The organism is Pseudoalteromonas sp. NZS11, assembly GCF_015864765.1.
GTDB classification, from domain to species: Bacteria; Pseudomonadota; Gammaproteobacteria; order Enterobacterales; family Alteromonadaceae; genus Pseudoalteromonas; species Pseudoalteromonas arctica.
Genome location: NZ_JADYWP010000009.1, coordinates 64,432 through 84,217, shown reverse-complemented (window position 1 = coordinate 84,217; position 19,786 = coordinate 64,432). Strand labels below are relative to the sequence as shown.

16 protein-coding genes are annotated in these 19,786 nt (G+C 40.4%); 5 read left to right on the top strand and 11 right to left on the bottom strand.

All coding sequences use genetic code 11. The features are described 5' to 3' along the window. Nucleotide 1 precedes the first annotated feature (1 nt). From I6E82_RS16395 to I6E82_RS16385, 3 genes are all read left to right on the top strand, one after another. The gene (locus tag I6E82_RS16395) at nt 2–763 is read left to right on the top strand and encodes a SapC family protein (protein WP_197118299.1); all 762 of its coding nucleotides are present in this window, start codon (nt 2–4) and stop codon (nt 761–763) included. Between the two features lie 53 nt (nt 764–816). Next, nucleotides 817–2,295: an SLC5 family protein gene (locus I6E82_RS16390; protein ID WP_007580003.1), complete on the top strand. Its 1,479-nt coding sequence runs from the start codon at nt 817–819 to the stop codon at nt 2,293–2,295. Nucleotides 2,296–2,617: 322 nt separating this feature from the next. Continuing rightward, the gene (locus I6E82_RS16385) at nt 2,618–4,750 is read left to right on the top strand and encodes an alpha-galactosidase (RefSeq protein ID WP_197118298.1); all 2,133 of its coding nucleotides are present in this window, start codon (nt 2,618–2,620) and stop codon (nt 4,748–4,750) included. A gap of 160 nt (nt 4,751–4,910) precedes the next feature. Here the strand turns inward: I6E82_RS16385 and recG are convergent, their stop codons facing one another. The 3 genes from recG to asnC are packed head-to-tail and all read right to left on the bottom strand — an operon-like array spanning nt 4,911 to nt 8,237. Further along, entirely contained in the window at nt 4,911–6,992 is a 2,082-nt protein-coding gene (recG, locus tag I6E82_RS16380; RefSeq protein ID WP_197118297.1) for an ATP-dependent DNA helicase RecG, read from the bottom strand. A 58-nt stretch (nt 6,993–7,050) separates the two neighbouring features. Further along, complete coding sequence (trmH, locus tag I6E82_RS16375) at nt 7,051–7,737, bottom strand: tRNA (guanosine(18)-2'-O)-methyltransferase TrmH (RefSeq protein ID WP_007580009.1); 687 nt, start codon at nt 7,735–7,737, stop codon at nt 7,051–7,053. 41 nt (nt 7,738–7,778) lie between these two features. Further along, entirely contained in the window at nt 7,779–8,237 is a 459-nt protein-coding gene (gene asnC, locus I6E82_RS16370) for a transcriptional regulator AsnC (protein ID WP_002958822.1), read from the bottom strand. Between the two features lie 197 nt (nt 8,238–8,434). On the opposite strand from asnC, the gene asnA reads away from it, so the two are divergent. Continuing rightward, nucleotides 8,435–9,430: an aspartate--ammonia ligase gene (gene asnA / locus I6E82_RS16365; RefSeq protein WP_165735737.1), complete on the top strand. Its 996-nt coding sequence runs from the start codon at nt 8,435–8,437 to the stop codon at nt 9,428–9,430. A 49-nt stretch (nt 9,431–9,479) separates the two neighbouring features. Here the strand turns inward: asnA and I6E82_RS16360 are convergent, their stop codons facing one another. The 5 genes from I6E82_RS16360 to gmk form a co-directional block, all read right to left on the bottom strand. Then, nucleotides 9,480–11,087 carry a DUF342 domain-containing protein gene (locus I6E82_RS16360; RefSeq protein ID WP_024589558.1) on the bottom strand — a complete coding sequence of 536 codons (1,608 nt, stop codon included), beginning with the start codon at nt 11,085–11,087 and terminating at the stop codon, nt 9,480–9,482. Between the two features lie 151 nt (nt 11,088–11,238). Then, complete coding sequence (locus I6E82_RS16355) at nt 11,239–11,631, bottom strand: RidA family protein (protein WP_007580015.1); 393 nt, start codon at nt 11,629–11,631, stop codon at nt 11,239–11,241. A gap of 12 nt (nt 11,632–11,643) precedes the next feature. Beyond that, nucleotides 11,644–13,749, bottom strand: coding sequence for a bifunctional GTP diphosphokinase/guanosine-3',5'-bis pyrophosphate 3'-pyrophosphohydrolase (gene spoT, locus I6E82_RS16350; protein ID WP_007580016.1), 2,106 nt, complete (start codon nt 13,747–13,749; stop codon nt 11,644–11,646). A gap of 387 nt (nt 13,750–14,136) precedes the next feature. After that, nucleotides 14,137–14,412, bottom strand: a complete 276-nt coding sequence (gene rpoZ / locus I6E82_RS16345; RefSeq protein ID WP_007378835.1) for a DNA-directed RNA polymerase subunit omega — start codon at nt 14,410–14,412, stop codon at nt 14,137–14,139. Nucleotides 14,413–14,537: 125 nt separating this feature from the next. Continuing rightward, complete coding sequence (gmk, locus tag I6E82_RS16340) at nt 14,538–15,158, bottom strand: guanylate kinase (RefSeq protein ID WP_165735738.1); 621 nt, start codon at nt 15,156–15,158, stop codon at nt 14,538–14,540. A 241-nt stretch (nt 15,159–15,399) separates the two neighbouring features. Between gmk and I6E82_RS16335 the strand changes: the two genes are divergently transcribed. Further along, entirely contained in the window at nt 15,400–16,875 is a 1,476-nt protein-coding gene (locus I6E82_RS16335) for an NAD(P)H-hydrate dehydratase (RefSeq protein WP_197118296.1), read from the top strand. Between the two features lie 22 nt (nt 16,876–16,897). Here the strand turns inward: I6E82_RS16335 and I6E82_RS16330 are convergent, their stop codons facing one another. The 3 genes from I6E82_RS16330 to groL all read right to left on the bottom strand — a co-directional run bounded on the left by I6E82_RS16330 (nt 16,898) and on the right by groL (nt 19,773). After that, nucleotides 16,898–17,329: a VOC family protein gene (locus I6E82_RS16330; protein ID WP_165722208.1), complete on the bottom strand. Its 432-nt coding sequence runs from the start codon at nt 17,327–17,329 to the stop codon at nt 16,898–16,900. A gap of 190 nt (nt 17,330–17,519) precedes the next feature. Further along, nucleotides 17,520–17,933, bottom strand: a complete 414-nt coding sequence (gene rnk / locus I6E82_RS16325; RefSeq protein ID WP_188161689.1) for a nucleoside diphosphate kinase regulator — start codon at nt 17,931–17,933, stop codon at nt 17,520–17,522. A 193-nt stretch (nt 17,934–18,126) separates the two neighbouring features. Beyond that, nucleotides 18,127–19,773 (bottom strand): chaperonin GroEL, encoded by a 1,647-nt coding sequence (groL, locus tag I6E82_RS16320; RefSeq protein WP_007580030.1) that lies wholly within the window; start codon nt 19,771–19,773, stop codon nt 18,127–18,129. Between the last annotated feature and the right edge of the window lie 13 nt (nt 19,774–19,786).

The following is a 19,786-nucleotide window of genomic DNA, read 5'->3' as shown; positions in this document are numbered from 1 at the left end:
TATGGCTATTAGTGAACTAGTAAACACCAAACACCAAACATTAAAAATTAACCCCAATGCAGCCGTTGAATACGCAAAAACGCAGCATTTAGTTAATTTAAGAGCAAATGAAATAGCAAAAGCAGCCTGCGACTTACCTATTTTTTTAGCACGTAATACACAAAATGGCAGTTATACAGTATCAGCGTTAACCAGCTTTAGTACAGGTCAAAGTTTATTGGTTAATAACAACCAATGGCAGGCACTTTACACGCCGGTATGTATGCAAACCCAGCCTCTTTATTTAATGACCCGAGAAGCAAATAGTAGCGATTATTTTATCGCGATTGATGATCAAAGCTCAGCCGTAAACACGCAGCAAGGTGAGGCACTATTTGATGCTAAAGGTAATCCGAGTTTATTTTTAAGTGCACAGCAAAAACTGTTAGAAAGCGACTTAAAAAATGACTATCAAACGTATCAATTTACCCAAGAAGTTGCGCGGTTAGGGCTCATTAAAAACATAGATATTGTATTGCAGTTTGAACAAGGCGAAACCCAAACTATTCAAGGTTTGAGCACCGTTGATGAAGACAAACTGCAAACATTAAATAGCGATACCGTTGCAAACTTACACAAGCAAGGTTACTTGAGTGTGCTTAACAGCATGCTTATTTCACTGTTTCAGTTAAATGCATTGGTAAAGCTGCATAACCAACGTCCCGAACTTATGCCTTTAAAGCAAATTAAGTTAGAACTAAGTCGAGATGCGCACGCGCTGTAGCGTGCACTTTTTTATTACACAGACATTGCGCATAACGCGCAGGAGACACACACATGTCAGATAACATTTTACAGCTGGTGGTTTTTGTTTTTGTCACCGCTTTAATTGGTGGCCTTACTTATTGGAAATGCCGAGGCCAAAATCGCAATAACGGACAAAGCCAAACCAAAGAGTATTTTTTAGCGGGCGGTGGCCTTACTTGGATGTTTGTTGCAGGTTCAATAACACTTACTAATTTAAGTACTGATCAGCTTGTAGGTATGAATGGTAACCAAATGGCTTTACTGGTTTGGTGGGAGCTTGCAGCAATTATAGGTTTGATTATTTTAGCCAAAGTGTTCATTCCTGTTTATTACAAATACAACTGTACTACCACCACAGAGCTTTTAGAAAAGCGCTATAACAACAAACATATTCGCGCTGTTATTGGGGGATTATTCTTTTTAGGTAATGCACTTATTTATATGCCAGCGGTTATTTATTCTGGCGCGCTATTTATGCAAACCATGTTTAAGGTTGATATTCCGCTAATGTATATTGCCACCGCATTTGCCATTATTGGTGCTGTTTATGCGTTTTTTGGTGGCCTGAGAGCAGTTGCTGTATCGGATACCTACAATGGCATACTTGTACTAGGCATGGCTGTTTTAGTCGTGTTTTTAGCACTTAATGCGATTGATTATGACTTTACGGGTATTCCAGAGGAGCGCTTAACACTCATAGGCGATGCTGATTCACCTATTCCGTGGCCAACACTTTTAACCGGTATGATCTTTATTCAAATGTATTACTGGGGTACTAACCAAACAATCACACAGCGAGCAATGGCAGCACCTAATGTTAAAGAAGCGCAAAAAGGTATATTTGCAGCTGCGGGTATTCGTTTTTTAATCGTCCCTGCAATTGTGGTATTACCGGGTATTATTTCGTTTAAACTTTATGGCGATATTGGCGACGCTGCTTATGGTCGAATTGTGGGTGATGTAATGCCAGCATGGTTAACCGGTGTGTTCGCAGCGGCAATGGCAGCAGCAGTACTCTCTACTTACAACAGCTTATTAAATTCAGCTACAGCACTATATGTGTGTGACATTCACGAAGCGTACTTTAATAAAGAGCCAAGTGTTGTAAAGCTAAGTGGTTACGTAACATTGCTACTAACAAGCTTAACACTGGTACTTGTACCAATTTACCAGCAAGCAGATAGCATTATTAACTTACTACAGCAATTAAATGGCTTGTTAAGTATGCCTATATTCTCTATTTTTGTAGTGGGCTTATTATTTAAAAATGTGGATGCACGTGCAGGTATTGCAGCAGTAATTTTAGGTGTTGTAATGTACGGCATGCTTACATTTGCAAACTCACCACTACATACTGACATTCATTACATTCACTTAATGCCAATTACACTGATTGTATGTGTCGCTTTTGCATTGATAGTAAATAAAGTGGTATTTGGTTTAAATGCGCAGTGGGCAGGTAAAACACCAGCACTTGATGACGCAGGCCAAGCACAAGTACAAAAATAACGTATAAATAGTTTAAGCTGAAAAAATCGGTCATGGGGAAACTCTGGCCGATTTTTTTATATGTATTAAAAGCAACATGAGAACTTCAAAGCTAAGGTTAGTTTAATACTTTTTATTACAGTGGTACTTCCAGTGAGTTTATCTGACTATTTGCGATGTAAAGACTATCAAAACCTAATTTATATGATATATACTATTATTATTGAGTGTCACCGTCTGATAGATTGTGGCTCAAGCAAAGAGATACATTTAGTACATAGTGTAGCTTACTAATTTTCGTTATATTTATAACTCACACAATGAACAAGAGGATAGGAAAATCATGGCCGACACTAAATCATTTTATCGATTAGACAGTGTAAACAGCACCGTTATTTTCGACTGCCAGAGCAAAACACCGGCGTTACTGTACTTTGGTAAACGCCTATCTGAGCAAACAACAGAAACAATGCTAACTCAGCTTGCTACGCGTCAAGAAGTAAAATGTGCCGTGGTTGAAGAAGCGCCTATTTCTCTATCTCCGTTATTAGGCGAAGGCTTTACTGGTGCGCCAGGGCTTGAGCTAGTAAATGATTCAATCGCATGGTCAGTAGGGCCAGAGCTTCAAGAAGTTCGTCAGCCTTCAAGTGCGACAGTTGAGTTTGTAAGCGTAGATAAGCTTCGTGGTATTGAAGTAGTGCACAGCATTACACTTGATAAAAACACTGATGTACTAAGCGCACATACTGTATTAACTAATTTAGGCGACTTACCGCTAAGCGTTAACTTTTGCGCCGCGCCAACATTTCAATTGCCAGATAGCGTAAGCAAAATAGTGAGCTTTGAAGGTCGTTGGTCAAACGAGTTCCAACGTCAATCGGTTGATTTAGTCTTAGGCAGTTTTGTTCGTGAAAACCGTAAAGGCAAAACATCACACGATGTATTTCCTGGTTTATTAGTGCATAACGAAAATGCAGGCGAGCAGCACGGCGAATGTTACGGCTTTCATTTAGGTTGGAGTGGTAATAATAAACTACGCGCAGAGCTTTTAGCTGAAGGTCGTCGTTACGTGCAAATGGGTGAGCTATTACTACCTGGTGAGCTTACGCTTGCTAAAGGTCAAACGTATCAAAGCCCGAGCATTTATGGCTCGTTTTCGAGTGAAGGTTTTAGTGCGCTTTCTCGTAATTTTCATCGTTTTGTTAAAGCTAATTTACTTAGCCAAGCACAGCGTGAAAAAACGCGTCCTGTGCATTACAACACATGGGAAGGCATTTACTTTGATCACGACGTAGATACGCTTAAGCAGCTAGCCGACAAAGTAGCGCCGTTAGGTATTGAGCGTTTTGTACTTGATGATGGTTGGTTTAAAGGCCGCCGTGGCGATAACGCTGGTTTAGGTGATTGGACAGTAGATTATAAAATTTACCCAGATGGTTTATCACCAGTCATAGATCATGTGAATAGCTTAGGTATGGAGTTTGGTATTTGGTTTGAACCAGAAATGGTTAACCCAGATAGTGATTTATACCGCGCGCATCCTGATTGGGTTTTAGGCTCTCAAAACAACGAACAGTTAAGCTTTAGAAATCAGCTAGTACTTGATTTAACGCGCTCTGAGGTTGTTGAGTACCTATACAAAGCGATTGACGATATTTTAGTTGAATACCCAACTATTAAGTACATTAAATGGGATATGAACCGCGATATTAACCATGCGGGTAATTTTGATGGTAAGCCAGCAGTGCATCAGCAAACATTAGCACTTTATCGTTTAATTGACCGTATTAAAGCGGCGCATCCAGGGCTTGAAATAGAAAGCTGTTCGTCAGGTGGTGCACGTGTAGATTACGGCGTACTTGCACACACAGACCGTGTATGGACGTCAGATTCAAACGATGCGCTAGATCGCCTTGAAATACAGCGTGGATGTTCGTTCTTTTTCCCATCGTCGGTTATGGGTGCACACGTAGGCCCACGCGATTGTCATATCACAGGGCGTAATGTAAGTATTGAAATGCGTGCTGCGGTATCAATGTTTGGCCACATGGGAATCGAAATGGACCCACGTGAACTGAACGATCACGAATACAATGCACTTAAAGCGGCAATAGCACTACACAAAGAGCATCGTGAGTTTATTCATAGCGCCGATTTATACCGCCTAGATAGCGACGATTTATCAATTAACTTTGGTTTAATCGATGAGCAAAAAACAAAAGCGTTATTTGCCTATAACAGCGTTCGCGAAACACCGCGTACAGCGCCTAATAAGCTTCGTTTTGTTGGCCTAGATGCCGATGCGCAGTACACACTTAATTTAGTGTGGCCGGTAAAATTTGAAGAGTATCGTCCATCTTCTATTGCAGCGGTAAATGGTCAAACATTTACCGGTGAAGCGCTAATGCAGTTTGGCTTACAAATGCCAATATCATTCCCGCAAACATCGCTTATATTTGAGCTTAATAAAGCTTAAATTTAACTAAGAGCAGTAAAAGGCGCTAATCGCTTTTATGCTGCTTAGCTTAGATATGAGTAGTCAGCTCTATATTGTTTAGGGCTGGCTTTTTTATATCCTTAGTAAGCTAATTTAGTAAATTAACTTAGTAAACTCAAAAGTATCGAAAATAGAGTGGTTACGCTTGCGCGTAATTTTGCTTGTTACCCAACCAACGTTGAATTAGTGGGTCAACAACCTCTGGGTGTTGCTTAAGCATTTGCTGTGCAATCGGTCTTACTTGATTAAGTATGTGCTTATCGCGGGTAAGATCTGCAATTTTAAACTCGGCTAACCCTGTTTGTTTTGTACCGAGTACTTCACCAGGGCCACGAATTTCTAAATCGCGCTCTGCTATCACAAAACCATCGTTACTATCGCGTAGTACACCTAATCGCTTTTGAGCGGTATGAGACAGTGGTGCGTGATATAAAAGTACACAATGCGATGCCGTAGCGCCACGGCCAACTCGCCCGCGTAACTGATGCAGCTGTGCTAAGCCTAAACGCTCGGGGTTTTCTATAATGATTAAGCTTGCATTAGGGACATCTACACCAACTTCAATAACCGTCGTGGCAACTAAAACATGTATATTACCTGCTTTAAACTCGCTCATAATGGCTTGTTTTTCGGCTGATTTCATTCGCCCATGTACTAAGCCTACGTTTAGCTCTGGTAGCGCTTCTTTTAACTGCAGTGCACTGTCTTCGGCCGCTTGGCATTGCAGTACTTCAGATTCATCTATAAGTGTACATACCCAATAAACCTGTCGACCTTGCTCGTTACACGCTAATTTGACGCGAGCAATAATATCGTCCCTGCGAGTATCAGGAAGTGCCACTGTTGTGATTGGTGTACGCCCAGGTGGTAGCTCGTCAATCACAGAAATTTCTAAGTCGGCATAGGCTGTCATAGCGAGTGTACGCGGGATGGGTGTTGCGGTCATGACTAGTTGATGAGGGTAACAATCACCAAATTTACCTTTTTCGCGCAGTGATAAACGCTGATGTACACCAAAGCGGTGTTGCTCATCAATAACGATAAGCACTAAGTTATTAAACTTAACTTCATCTTGAAATAAAGCGTGAGTACCTACAATCATTTGCGCTTCACCGGAGGCTATTTTTTCAAGTGTTGCTACGCGCTCTTTGCCTTTTGTTTTACCGCCAAGCCAAGCAACGGTTATACCTAGTTGATTAAACCATGTTGTAAAATTAACGCCATGTTGCTCTGATAATATCTCTGTTGGAGCCATTAAAGCTACTTGAAAGCCCTGCGCAATGGCTGTTAGTGCACTAAGTGCTGCTACTAGGGTTTTACCTGAGCCTACATCGCCTTGCACTAAACGCATCATTGGATACGCGTGTTGCATGTCACCTTTAATTTCAGCAACTACGCGGCTTTGCGCATTTGTGGGTGCAAAAGGAAGTTGCTCTAAAAATTGGCTTTCTAATGTGTTTACCGGATTTAATGCGACGGCTTTAACTTGTTGCCCTTGCTCTCGTACTTTTAATAAGCTGAGGTTTTGAGCAAGTAACTCCTCAAATACAAGGCGCTGTTGAGCTGGGTGAGTACCTTGCTCTAATGCAGTTACATCAACATCATTTGGTGGGCGGTGCAGTAATAATAAGGCGTCACTTAGCGGCATATTTGATGGCTGCCACTGTGAAGGCAGTAGTTCTTCTACTGAGTATTTATTTAGTAAATCAATAGCCTGCTCGCTTAAAGCTCTAATCGATAGTTGCTTTAAACCTTCGGTTGTTGAATAAACGGGCGTTAATGTCGTCGCTACTGGTTGCTCGTTGGAAGTATCGCTGATGCTATATTCAGGATGGCTCATTTCAAAGCCAACACGGCCACGGCGCACTTCACCAAAACAACGTATTATTTTACCTGCACTAAATGCGTTTTTTTGTGCGGCGGTAAAATTAAAAAATCGTAGTGTTAGCCTGCCAGTACCATCATTGATTTGGCAAACAAGCATGCGCCTTTTACCAAACGTAATTTGGCTTGTTTCAATTGTTGCTTCAACACTCACATGGCTATGCAATGCCAGTTCATTAATCGCGTATAAGCGAGTGCGATCTTCATAGCGAAGTGGCAAATGAAAAAGCATATCTTGCACAGTTAAAATACCTAGCTTTAACAAACGCTCAGCCATTTTTGGGCCGACCCCTTTGAGCTCTGTAATTGGGTATTGATTTAAGCTAGGTTTAGACAAAGTGTATCAATCTTATTATTTGTGAGTAGGCTAAGTGTACTTACAGAGCTTTAGTCCATCAAGTATGTTTTAAAGCTTGCCAAAATTGCTCGTCAGCGACTATTTCGCCGTTTTCATCAAGTGCGGGGTAGGGTAATTTTTTTTGTTTACACTGCCTTGCAATAATAGGATGGCAGCCTTCAAAGTAAAGTGGGTGCTTAACTTCGGCGCTCAGCATATCTCTATTATATAAACCAGCCAGCTCACGTTGACGCTGTGCTTCAAACAATATTAGCGCAGCAGCAACCGAAACATTTAGCGATTGCACCATGCCTTGCATTGGAATAATAATATTTTGATCGGCATATTCCAGGGCTTTTTCTGAGATCCCTGTTTTTTCTTGTCCAACAATAATAGCCGTTGGCTTGGTGTAATCTACTTCTCTAAAATCAACGGCATCTTCTGATAGATGAGTTGCGAGTATTTGTATTTCTGGATTGCGTTCACGCATTGCAGTAACGGCATCATCAATATTTCTATGTAAGTGCGTCTCTAGCCAGTTTTTACTGCCACCTGAGGTATTATTTGTTAGCCATTTTTGCTTTTCAGGCCATACAGCATGTACGTGATGGCAACCAACCGCATCAGCACTTCGTACTATTGCAGATAAGTTATGGTGTTTGTGCACGTCTTCTAAACACACGGTTAGGTCTGTTTGACGGCGCGAAAGTACGTCTTCGATTCTTTGATAGCGAGTTTGCTGCATGGTTATCCTCTTTTTTCGGCAATTATACGAGATTTTTGCAGTTAAGGCATTACCGTACGGCTAATTGGATTTTGTAGAGAAATAAGTGTTTCTGTTGACTGAATGGCTTCTATTGCCTGTATTTTATTAATCAGCACATCTTGTAAGTGATCAATGGACTTTGTCATTACCTTTATAAATATGCTGTAGTTACCTGTTGTGTAATAAGCCTCTACCACTTCCTCCAATGCTTCTAGCTTTATAAGCGTTTGCGGGTAATCACGTGCGTTATTTAAATTAATGCCTATAAAGCAGCACACATCGTAGCCCAGCTGTTTAGTATTAATCGTTAATTGCGTTCCTGTAATGATCCCTGCTTGCTTCATTTTTTCAATTCTTACGTGAATTGTCCCTGCGCTTACATTAAATCTTTTTGCTAATTCGGCATACGCAGTACGGGCATTTGCCATTAACGCATGAAGTATCTGTTTATCGAGATTATCGATTAAATAATTTTCCATTATATATTTGTCATAAAATTATCGAATATATGCTTTTTATACCACTTAATTGATGGTTTTTATATATTAAAGCTATTTTTGTTATGGGATGTTGAATTAATCCTTTAAATCGTTACATTAACTTCATTAAGGGCGCTAGTTAGAGCGCTTTTTATCAATTAAGCAAGTAACAATAACTGGGAATGAGGCCAATTATTATGAGTTCACACTATGTGCAGCAACAGCAGCAAATAAGTAAAGTTAAGCAATTTTTTTCACAACAACTAGAAACCCAACTTGGGCTGGTTGAGGTTCAAGCACCAATTTTGGCTAAGGTTGGCGACGGCACGCAAGATAACTTGAGTGGCCATGAAAACGCAGTTGCTGTAAATGTGAAAGCGATTACAGATAGCCGCTACGAAGTGGTGCATTCACTGGCTAAGTGGAAACGTAAAACACTGGCTACTTATGGCTTTAGTGTTGGTGAGGGTATTTACACTCAAATGAAGGCTTTGCGCCCAGATGAAGATTCATTAAGTCCTATTCATTCTGTATATGTTGATCAATGGGATTGGGAAAAAGTAATTAACGAAACGACAGAACGTTCGCTGGCAACACTAAAGCAAACTGTTCAATCTATTTATAAAGGAATAAAAGAGACGGAAGCTTTTGTAAGCGAGTCTTATGGTTTAACGCCATTTTTACCGGACGATATTAAGTTTGTGCACAGTGAAGAGCTACGTAAAATGTATCCTGATTTTAGTGCTAAGCAACGCGAAAAAGCCATTGCACAAGAATATGGTGCTGTATTTTTAATTGGTATTGGTGGCGCACTCGGAGATGGCAAAATTCACGATGTAAGAGCCCCAGATTACGATGATTGGTCTACGCCAACATGCGATCAATACATGGGTTTAAATGGCGATATTTTGGTATGGAACCCAGTGCTTGAAAATGCATTTGAAATATCATCAATGGGTATACGTGTAAGTCCGGAGGTTTTAAAAGCGCAGTTAAGTACAACTGGAGATGAAGACCGCTTAGAGTTTGATTGGCATAAAGCGCTACTACAAAGTAAATTTCCGCAAACGATTGGCGGTGGAATAGGGCAGTCTCGCTTGGCTATGCTATTGCTACAAAAGCAGCATATTGGCCAAGTACAAGTGGGTGTATGGCCAAGTCAAACTTATGATACGGTAAGTGGCTTACTTTAAATTGTAAAAAAGTGAGTTAATTTGAGTGCTCAATAGAGCACTCAATTTTTTAGTGTGTTTTAAACTCTATTTCAATTTTATTATTTAAAAGTTTAACGTTGCACGGAGGGTAATTGCGGATTGTTTTAAGTACTTTATCAAAAATATGAATCTCTACGCCTGAATGCAAAACAGAATTCACCGTTAAATTAGCGTCGCTAAGTAAATCGTGTAAGTCATGATCTAAGTTTGAAAGACGTTTTTCTAATTTCTCTGCTTGCTCACAATAATGTTTCTGAGTAGCGCCAATTTTAGTGATTAATATTTTCTTCTTTTCGGCATCCTTCACTAAATCAGTTTTTTCTAGCGCTGCTTGCAGCGTATCTAATTGTGCATCTGTTTTAGCTAAGTCTCTAAAGCAATTATCAGTATCCGCTGTTATTTCAGCACCAGAAGCTGCTAAATTAATAATCATTTTAGCACCTGATTCATTCCCTATTTCGCCAGCAATGAGAGTTGTTGCATCAAGTATTTCACCACCAAATATTTTACCTTTAGGTAAGTCTGGTTGGCCTACTTGCAGTAAGCGTTTAGCTTTCATTACACAATGGCTTGTTTGGCGATCAATAAAAATATTATTTGCATCGAGATAACAATACTGTGAGTGAGATACATGAATATCACCTAGCGCAATTAGCTTGCAAGAAAGTGACTTACTATCCACTTTTTGATGGCCAATAATGCCTTGTTTAACCGTGATGTTTCCGCCTGCGGTAAGCTCACCTGATTCAACTGTGCCAAATATAGTAATATCGCCTTTGGCAGTTACTTTCATCCCAGGGTCTATATTGCGAGTAACAATAACACTGCCTTGAAAGTCAATATGGCCGCTTTTTACATTTACATCTGAAATGGTAAAAATATCGTCGACACGCATACCATTATTAATTTCAACCGGAACACCAGCAATAGTAGAGACTAACTCAAGCGGATTCATTTTTGATATTTCAGTCCCTTCGCCTGCCACTAATTGTTTATTTTCTCCGGGCTTTGCGGGCAGTATGTCACCTATTACGGTAAAGCCTTCTTTACCGGGGGTTGCTGGTTGCTGGCGAATAAGCACAGAGCCAGGTTCTACGCTTGCAAGCTTGCCAAAGTCGCGCATGTCCACACTGCCATCTTCTTTGAGCTTGGGCGCTTTTAAGCGGTCTTTTAAAGTCTCTACGGTTGTTATTAGTTTAGTGGCTAAACCATCGCTTGGGAGCCTACCTTTAGCTAATATCCCTTTAACTACAGATCCCGCAGAGTGTTCAGATTGTTTTTGCAGCAGCTGTTCTAAAAAAGCTTGTTTATACCCACGCACAATGCCTGCTTTAACGAGTTGTTTTTTTGCATCTTCTAAACTTAATAACTTTCCACCTTGGGCAATCGTTAGCTCGCCAATGGCCAGCATTTTATCGTCGCTAATTGTTACATTTAAAGTGGCATTGTGTTTTGTTGCTACAACGAGAGTTTGTTGTGTGTTTTCGTTTTTAAAAAAATCATTAATAGCGTCATGATCTATTTTACAGTCGCAAAAAGCTGACTTTTCGAGAGCCTCTAAAATAAATGCAGCGCTGGGAGGAATATGTTCTTTTACATCAAGTAAAACATTTCCATTGTTGGCAAGCTTAAACACGAGTTAATCCTTTTTTACTACTTAAGTTAAGTTTGTTTTTTAAAACACAACTACAGATTGCTAGAAATTTACATTTGAGTCAAGAAGTCAGATAAAACGAAGTGCGGAGCGAAAAATAAAGGCTATAGAGAAGCTCTATAGCCTGTAATACTTAATTGGTAGAAGGTAATTCCATTATTCCGTCTATTTCAACTTGTGCACCTTTTGGTAGTGCACGAACACCTAATGCAGCTCTCGCTGGGTAAGGTTGTTTAAAGTATTGGCTCATCACTTCATTTACAGTGGCGAAGTTAGATAGATCAGTTAGGTAAATATTGATTTTAACTAAATCGTGAATTTTTCCGCCTGCTTCTTCACATACCGCAGCAATATTTTTAAATACTTGATGCGTTTGCTCGCTAAAATCTTCTGAAATCATTTCCATCGTTTCTGGAACTAATGGAATTTGACCAGATAAATAAACAGCGGTACCTACTTTAACTGCTTGGCTGTAAGTGCCAATAGCTGCAGGTGCTTTGTCGGTAGAGATAAATGCTTTATTCATGTGTTTCCTATTTTATTTTTTACGATAGACTTTTTGTACATCAGGCATAACGCGAATGCGGCGCATAATGTTAGCAACGTGGATACGGTTTTTAACGGTAACCCCTAAATCTATCACGTATAAATTACTTTCTTTTTCATCGGTGGCAATTTCGACAATATTGGCTTGGGTTGTAGCGACAACATTGGTTAGCTTAGCTAACGCGCCTTGATGGTTAATAATTTCAACTCTCAGAGCTGCAATATATTCTTTTTCTGGGTTATCGTCCCATTTTACAACTAAGTATTTAGAGCGCTCATTTTCCCAACCACGAATATTTTTACATTCTTGGCGGTGAACGGTCAGGCCCTTACCTTGGCTTATATGAGCTGTAATGGCATCGCCTGGTACAGGTCGGCAACACTTAGAGTAATTCACTAACATGCCTTCAGTACCAATAATGGTCGCTTTAGCTTGGCTTGTTATATCAGTTAAATCGTCATTGTCATTTTGCAATAAGCGCTTGGCAATTAACATACTCATTAAGTTACCAGAGCCAATTTCTACAAGTAATTCAAGAAGCGTAGTTAGTTCGTGCTCTTCAAGTACTCTCGCTATATTTTCATCAGCAATGCTATCTAGTTTGTTTTCGCCTAATGCCGAATCAAGTAAACGACGCCCTAAAAGCATAGCCTCTTCATGATGCTGGCTTCTAAGGTAATTACGAACACCTAAGCGTGCTTTACCAGTAACAATAAAGTTTAGCCATGTTGCATTAGGGTGGGCACCTGAGCTTGTTATTATCTCTATGGTTTGCCCTGTATCTAATGGCCGACTTAAAGGATGTGGCTTGCGATTAACGCGAGCGCCTACACAAGTGTTGCCTACATCAGTATGCACTGCATACGCAAAATCGACTGCGGTAGCGCCCATTGGTAGCTCAACAATACGACCATCAGGTGTAAATACGTAAATTTCTTCTGGGAATAGCTCAGTTTTTACGTTTTCAATAAATTCAAACGATGAACCCGCACTTTGCTGAAGCTCTAATAAGCTTTGCATCCATTGGCGAGCACGTTGCTGCGAAGTATTACCGGCACCATCACCTGATTTTTTATACATCCAGTGCGCCGCTACACCTTTGTCGGCCATCTGATCCATATCGTGAGTACGAATCTGAATCTCAACAGGTATCCCGTGTGGGCCAACTAATGAAGTATGAAGCGATTGGTAACCATTAGTTTTTGGTACAGCAATATAATCTTTAAAGCGTGTTTCTATAGGCTTATAAAGACTATGAGCCACACCTAATACGCGATAACACGTATCCATAGAATCAACTGCAATTCTAAACGCGTAAATATCCATAACTTCGTTAAATAGCAGTTCTTTATTAAGCATTTTTTTATAAATACTATATAAATGTTTCTCACGGCCTGACACAGTCGCTTTAATGCCTGACTCTTCAAGACGTGCTTCTATTTCATGTTGGATATTAGTGATAACTTCTTTGCGATTACCACGTGCTTTAGCTACTTCAGATTTAAGTGCGCGATGACGCATAGGATATAAAGCTTGAAAACCTAAGTCTTCAAGCTCATTTTTAATATCGTGAATACCTAAGCGGTTTGCTATTGGCGCGTAAATCTCAAGCGTTTCACGTGCTATTCTGCGGCGCTTATCTGGGCGCAGTGCCCCTAAAGTACGCATATTGTGCGTTCTATCAGCAAGCTTGATTAAAATAACTCGAATATCCTGAGTCATTGCCATAATCATTTTGCGGTAGTTTTCAGCTTGGAATTCTTTTTTATCTTTAAAGCTGAGCTTATCGAGCTTACTTACACCTTCAACGAGTTCTGCCACAGTTTCGCCAAAAATTTCGGCTAAATCTTGTTGGCTAAAATCAGTATCTTCAATTACATCATGCATTAGCGCGGCCATGAGCGTTTCATGATCAAGATGCATGCCTGCAAGAATTTGGGTTACTTCTACTGGATGAGTTATGTAAGGTTCGCCACTTGAGCGAGTTTGTCCTTCATGGGCCTCTCGGGCTACCACGTAAGATTTTTGAACCAGCTCTACATCAGCAGCGGGCAAGTATTCTGAAATTTTCTTTTTAAGACCTTCAAAAAGATACATTCACACTCCAATGTTCTAGGGCCTGTTGACCTTTCAGGATTAAAATTTGTTCAATCTAGGGGCTATTTAATTGCGGCGCGAGGTTTTTAGCCTAGCGGGCTAAGTAAAAATCGAGCAACAAAGAGCAAATTGCCCCTCGGCAGAACCCTTTGGGCAGCGCATGTTTTGCATTTATGCTGCGTTATCGCCTATTTATGGGGAATAACCACACTACATAGGCTCTGCCTTGCCTAAATAACAAACATACTACTACAAATTTAACCTCGAAAGATAAACAGCCCTAGTGAAGCAAATTAGGTAAGCTACGAATATACGATGAAATGAAAGGATTGCCAACGGCTATAGTAGAAATACTGCGCCGTTGGCTAAATCAGACCGGGAGGTCGATTATTGGTTGCCACCAACAATGGCAGCAACAGCAGCTAATTCTGCTGCTTCTTGGTGTTGTTGTTCTTCACGGTCAATTAAGTCCATTGAAGCGCTATCAACTAAACCTAATTCAATTTCACGTAAAGCAACTACCGTTGGCTTATCGTTTTCAGGGTCTACTAGTGGAGTTTTACCACCAACAGCAATTTGGCGGGCACGACGAGCCGCAACTAAAATTAAGTCAAAACGATTACCAACTGCATCTACTGCATCTTCAACTGTTACGCGGGCCATCACAGCACTCCAAAAATAATTTAAAAGCAAAGACGTAGTTTACTCCAAGGAGCCACTTTCGCCAATAGCCAGTGTTCAATTTTTATCAGTTTTACTTGCCTAAACCTAATTTAAGTAAGCTTAAATTATTTAAGCAGACTATTTAGTAAAACTTGATGACGATCTTCTTGCGCTTTTAGTGTTAAGCGCTGAGCCATTACAATCATTTTTATGTCGGCAAGTGCGCTCTCAAAGTCATCATTAACAATTACATAGTCGTATTCGTTATAATGTGATGTCTCAGATTGTGCTTTTGCCATACGAGAGGCAATAACTTCAGCCGAATCTTGGCCACGGTTATTTAAGCGTTGTTCTAATTCTTCTTTTGAAGGCGGTAGAATAAAAATAGTTTGTACGCTTGGCATAATTTTGCGCACTTGCTGAGCGCCTTGCCAATCAATATCTAAAAACACATCAATACCCGCATCAAGCTGCGACTCAATAGCCTGCTTTGATGTGCCGTAGTAATTATCGAATACTTGAGCCCATTCAAAAAAGTCATCTTTGGCAATAAGCGCTTTAAATTCTTCTGTAGATGCAAAGTGATAATGCACGCCATTTTCTTCACCTGGGCGAGGGGCGCGAGTTGTATGTGATACAGATACTTTCATATCAGCATGTTTTTTTAATAACGCATTGATTAAGCTTGATTTACCAGCACCAGAAGGGGCTGACAAAATAAATAAGTTACCGCGAGTTTGTGCCATTTTTTTCTCTACCTAAAAATAAACAGGCTTGGGTTACAAGTAAGCCAAGCCTTTAATTAACGGTATTGTACTTTAATTAGCTCACCTTGCTCAAGTTAGTCGTGCTCATGTTAGTCGCAGCCAAATTGGCTTAGGGATATTTTGCTAAGTAAATAAAATTGCAGTGTTAAATTGCCAACAGAACTAGCCGCTAGATATAAGTATTTGATAAGGTGAAGTATCACCTAGTAAAGGAGCCTTTATGCTTAATAAAACCTTATTTACCGCACAACAAGTAAGAGACAATGAAGCTTTAGCGGCTAAAAACAGTCATTGTGATTTATTTACACTAATGCAGCGTGCAGGCGAAGCTGTATATAAGCAATGGCAGTTATTCGATGCAAAACATACCTTAGTACTCGTTGGCCATGGTAACAATGCTGGAGATGGTTATATTGTTGCAAGGCTTATAAAGCAATTGGGTAAAAAGGTAACGGTATGCACATCTGAGCCTAATAAAGTATTAACCGGTGATGCAGCAAAAGCGCAGCAGTTATGGATTGAAGCGGGTGGGGAAGTTTCTCATTTTACAAAAGATGCCCTTAATGAGTACGATATAGTTATTGATGCTCTCCTTGGTACTGGGCTAAATAGCACCGTACGTGATAACTTTGCGGGCATAATTAAAGCTCTAAATAACAGTGATAAGCCCGTAATAAGCATTGATATACCGTCAGGCATTGAAGCAAATACAGGACAGCCTTTAGGGTGCGCAGTACAAGCGACTTCAACCGTTACTTTTGTAGGTATAAAGCAAGGGCTCACAACGACGGCAGGTAAACAATATAGCGGTAAGTTAGTATTTGATGATTTAGCAATTGGTGATGCGTTTACTTGTATCACTCAATCTTCAGGAACCCTTGTTAATATCAATAGCTTTAAAGGAATAGCCACGCGGGCAATCAATAGTCACAAAGGAAGCCACGGTAAACTTTTATGTGTTGGTGGCAATCAGGGTACTGCAGGTGCAATTAGGTTAAGTAGTGAAGCAGCTCTTAGAACGGGTGCTGGCATGGTAAGAGTGTATACACACGAAAGCTCAATAACGCCTATTAGTATTGGCAGACCAGAACTTATGGTAAGCAGTAATAACTTACATCAAGCGCTAGAGTGGGCAAGCTGCGTTGTTATTGGCCCAGGGCTTGGGCAAGACGAGTGGGCACAACAAACATTCGATGAAGTAATGCAATATTGCCAAAACAATAAAATGCCATTGGTTATAGATGCAGATGCCCTTAATTTACTGGCTAAGCAAGCTTCATCATACACGTTAGAGCAATGTGTATTGACTCCACATCCCGGCGAAGCTTCGCGACTGCTAAGTGTTAGCACCAGCGAAATCGAATCTGATCGTTTTAACTATGCTCGTCTTTGCTCCAAGCGCTATACCGCGACTTGTGTATTAAAAGGCGCGGGAACATTAATAGATAATGCCCAGCACACGTGGGTATGTGAAGATGGCAACCCGGCATTGGCCGTTGGCGGCAGTGGCGATGTACTTACTGGTATTATTGGTGCCTTACTTGCTCAAGGTTTAACTATTGATGAAGCAGCACGTTATGGTGTAACACTGCATGCTAAAGCCGGTGATATCGCAAGTGAGCGAGACGGGCAAAGGGGAATGCTACCCAGTGATTTATTCCCAATTGTAAGAGAGTTAGTTAATAAAGTGACGTGAGTTTAAGCGTCACTTTATCGTACTAATTATTAAGCTGCAGTAAATCCCATTTTGTACCATATAAGTCTTCAAAAACCACTACGGTGCCATAGGGTTCTACTCGAGGCTTTTCGTTAAATGTAACGCCTTTAGAAAGCATTAAATTATAATCTCGCCAAAAGTCATTGGTATGCAAAAATAAAAAAACGCGACCACCCGTTTGATTACCAATAGCGCTGATCTGTTCGGGTGTTGTGGCTTTAGCAAGCAGTAGATTAGTCCTGCTCGAATTAGTCCCATTTGAACTAGCTCCGTTTGAATTTGGAGGTGAAATTAACACCCAGCGTTTACCCTCTCCTAAATCAGTATCCTCTACTAACTCAAAATTGAGCTTTTGAGTATAAAACTCAATGGCATCGTCGTAGTCCTTAACAACTAATGCAATGCTGCCGATATGCTGTTGAACGTTAGTCATGTTTAGCTCACTCCGTACTATTAAATAAATGTGCTTTTTATCATATTTACGCAGGGTATATGCCCGCAGTATGTAACTTAGTTATAGGTATAAATTAAACAGTATCAATCTGCTTTATAATAAAAAGCAAAACCCAGCCGAGGCTGGGTCTACTTTAAACCGATTTTTTAGTACTAAGTGCATAAAGTGTTTATCTGTGTAATTCACCAGCACGTTCTGGTTGATAAGTTACTTCTTTTATTTTTACCTTTATTAAGCCGCCACTCGGTTTAGGCCACTCAATTTCGTCGCCTTGGTTTAGTCCAAGTAATGCGCTACCTACAGGTGATAATATCGATATTTTATCGCCGGTAGAGTCACTGTTTTTGGGGTACACCAAGGTTAACGTAAATTCTTCTTTAGAAGACTCAACAATAAAGTTTACAGTTGAGTTCATCGTTACAACTGATGATGGCATATCTTTAGGTTCGACTATTGTTGCTCGTGCCAGTTCAGCTTCCAATTCTTCTTTATTAGCAAAGCTACCTGCAGGCAATGATTCCATTAAGTCATATAATCTATCTGCATCGAGTGATGAGATGATCAGTTCAGGTTTTTTATTCATCTTAATATCCTTAATAATTTTTAATAAATAAAATTAACTCTGAGTATGGCTTGGCATGCATTTAAGAAGCAAAGGGATACGCGAAGTCATTTTATTAATTAGCCACACCTGTGGCTTTTACTTTATTTGTGCCCAATAGCTAAAAACCCAGCCGAAGCTGGGTTTTTATTTGAGCTAGGTGTTTAGGGGATGATTACATCATTCCGCCCATACCACCCATTCCGCCCATGCCACCCATATCAGCGCCACCAGCTTCATCTTTTGGGATTTCAGCTACCATTGCTTCAGTAGTGATCATTAGACCCGCAATAGACCCTGCAAACTGTAATGCAGAGCGTGTTACTTTAGTTGGATCTAGGATACCCATTTCAATCATGTCGTTGTATTCGCCAGTTGCTGCGTTGTAACCAAAGTTACCGTCGCCGCCTTTAACTGCGTTAATTACAACTGATGCTTCTTCGCCAGCGTTAGTTACGATTTGACGAAGTGGTGCTTCCATTGCACGAAGTGCAACTTTAATACCGTGGTTTTGATCTTCGTTGTCGCCAACTAAATCTACCAGCTTGCTAGCTGCACGTACAAGTGCAACGCCGCCGCCAGGTACTACGCCTTCTTCAACCGCTGCACGAGTTGCATTTAATGCATCTTCAACGCGGTCTTTTTTCTCTTTCATTTCCATTTCAGTAGCAGCACCTACTTTGATTACTGCAACACCGCCAGCTAGTTTAGCCATGCGCTCTTGTAGTTTCTCTTTATCGTAGTCTGATGTTGCTTCTTCGATTTGTGCTTTAATTTGTGAAACACGACCGCTAATACCCGCTTCTTCACCAGCACCATCAATGATTGTTGTATCATCTTTAGTGATAATTACGCGCTTAGCTGTACCTAGGTCTTCAACTGTTGCTTTTTCAAGCTCTAAGCCGATTTCTTCAGAAATAACAGTACCGCCAGTTAATACAGCGATATCTTGTAGCATTGCTTTACGACGGTCGCCAAAACCAGGTGCTTTAACTGCTGATACTTTAACAATACCGCGCATGTTATTAACTACTAATGTAGCTAGTGCTTCGCCTTCAAGGTCTTCTGCGATGATTAGTAGTGGTTTGCTTGCTTTAGCAACCGCTTCTAATGTTGGTAATAATTCGCGGATGTTAGATATTTTTTTATCTACAAGTAGAATAAATGGGTTATCTAGTTCAACAGTGCCTTTTTCTGGGCTGTTGATGAAGTAAGGAGATAAGTAACCACGGTCAAACTGCATGCCTTCAACAACATCTAGTTCGTTTTCAAGTGATTGACCTTCTTCTACAGTAATAACACCACTGTTACGGCCTACTTTTTCCATTGCTTGTGCAATGATGTCGCCAATCTCTTTATCAGAGTTAGCTGAAATAGTACCTACTTGTGCAATTGCTTTAGTATCAGAACAAGGAACAGATAACGCTTTAAGCTCTGCAACAGCAGCAATAACTGCTTTGTCGATGCCGCGCTTAAGATCCATTGGGTTCATACCCGCTGCAACAGCTTTAAGGCCTTCATTAACAATAGACTGTGCAAGTACTGTAGCGGTAGTTGTACCATCGCCGGCTGCATCATTTGCTTTAGATGCAACTTCTTTAACCATTTGTGCGCCCATGTTCTCAAACTTGTCTTCAAGTTCGATTTCTTTTGCTACAGATACACCATCTTTAGTGATAACTGGTGAGCCAAATGATTTATCTAGTACAACGTTACGGCCTTTAGGACCTAATGTAACTTTTACTGCGTTTGCCAGGATGTTTACGCCAGTTAGCATTTTAGCGCGTGCGTCACCTGCAAAAAGTACTTCTTTTGCTGCCATGTTTTAAATTCCT

What these genes read in the sequence shown, in the direction of transcription:
- I6E82_RS16395 (WP_197118299.1), top strand. Translation starts at nt 2, where the DNA reads ATGGCTATTAGTGAACTAGTAAACACCAAACACCAAACATTAAAAATT.
- I6E82_RS16390 (WP_007580003.1), top strand. Translation starts at nt 817, where the DNA reads ATGTCAGATAACATTTTACAGCTGGTGGTTTTTGTTTTTGTCACCGCT.
- I6E82_RS16385 (WP_197118298.1), top strand. Translation starts at nt 2,618, where the DNA reads ATGGCCGACACTAAATCATTTTATCGATTAGACAGTGTAAACAGCACC.
- trmH (WP_007580009.1), bottom strand. Translation starts at nt 7,737, where the DNA reads ATGCAGCAAACTCGCTATCAAAGAATCGAAGACGTACTTTCGCGCCGT.
- asnC (WP_002958822.1), bottom strand. Translation starts at nt 8,237, where the DNA reads ATGGAAAATTATTTAATCGATAATCTCGATAAACAGATACTTCATGCG.
- asnA (WP_165735737.1), top strand. Translation starts at nt 8,435, where the DNA reads ATGAGTTCACACTATGTGCAGCAACAGCAGCAAATAAGTAAAGTTAAG.
- I6E82_RS16355 (WP_007580015.1), bottom strand. Translation starts at nt 11,631, where the DNA reads ATGAATAAAGCATTTATCTCTACCGACAAAGCACCTGCAGCTATTGGC.
- spoT (WP_007580016.1), bottom strand. Translation starts at nt 13,749, where the DNA reads ATGTATCTTTTTGAAGGTCTTAAAAAGAAAATTTCAGAATACTTGCCC.
- rpoZ (WP_007378835.1), bottom strand. Translation starts at nt 14,412, where the DNA reads ATGGCCCGCGTAACAGTTGAAGATGCAGTAGATGCAGTTGGTAATCGT.
- gmk (WP_165735738.1), bottom strand. Translation starts at nt 15,158, where the DNA reads ATGGCACAAACTCGCGGTAACTTATTTATTTTGTCAGCCCCTTCTGGT.
- I6E82_RS16335 (WP_197118296.1), top strand. Translation starts at nt 15,400, where the DNA reads ATGCTTAATAAAACCTTATTTACCGCACAACAAGTAAGAGACAATGAA.
- I6E82_RS16330 (WP_165722208.1), bottom strand. Translation starts at nt 17,329, where the DNA reads ATGACTAACGTTCAACAGCATATCGGCAGCATTGCATTAGTTGTTAAG.
- rnk (WP_188161689.1), bottom strand. Translation starts at nt 17,933, where the DNA reads ATGAATAAAAAACCTGAACTGATCATCTCATCACTCGATGCAGATAGA.
- groL (WP_007580030.1), bottom strand. Translation starts at nt 19,773, where the DNA reads ATGGCAGCAAAAGAAGTACTTTTTGCAGGTGACGCACGCGCTAAAATG.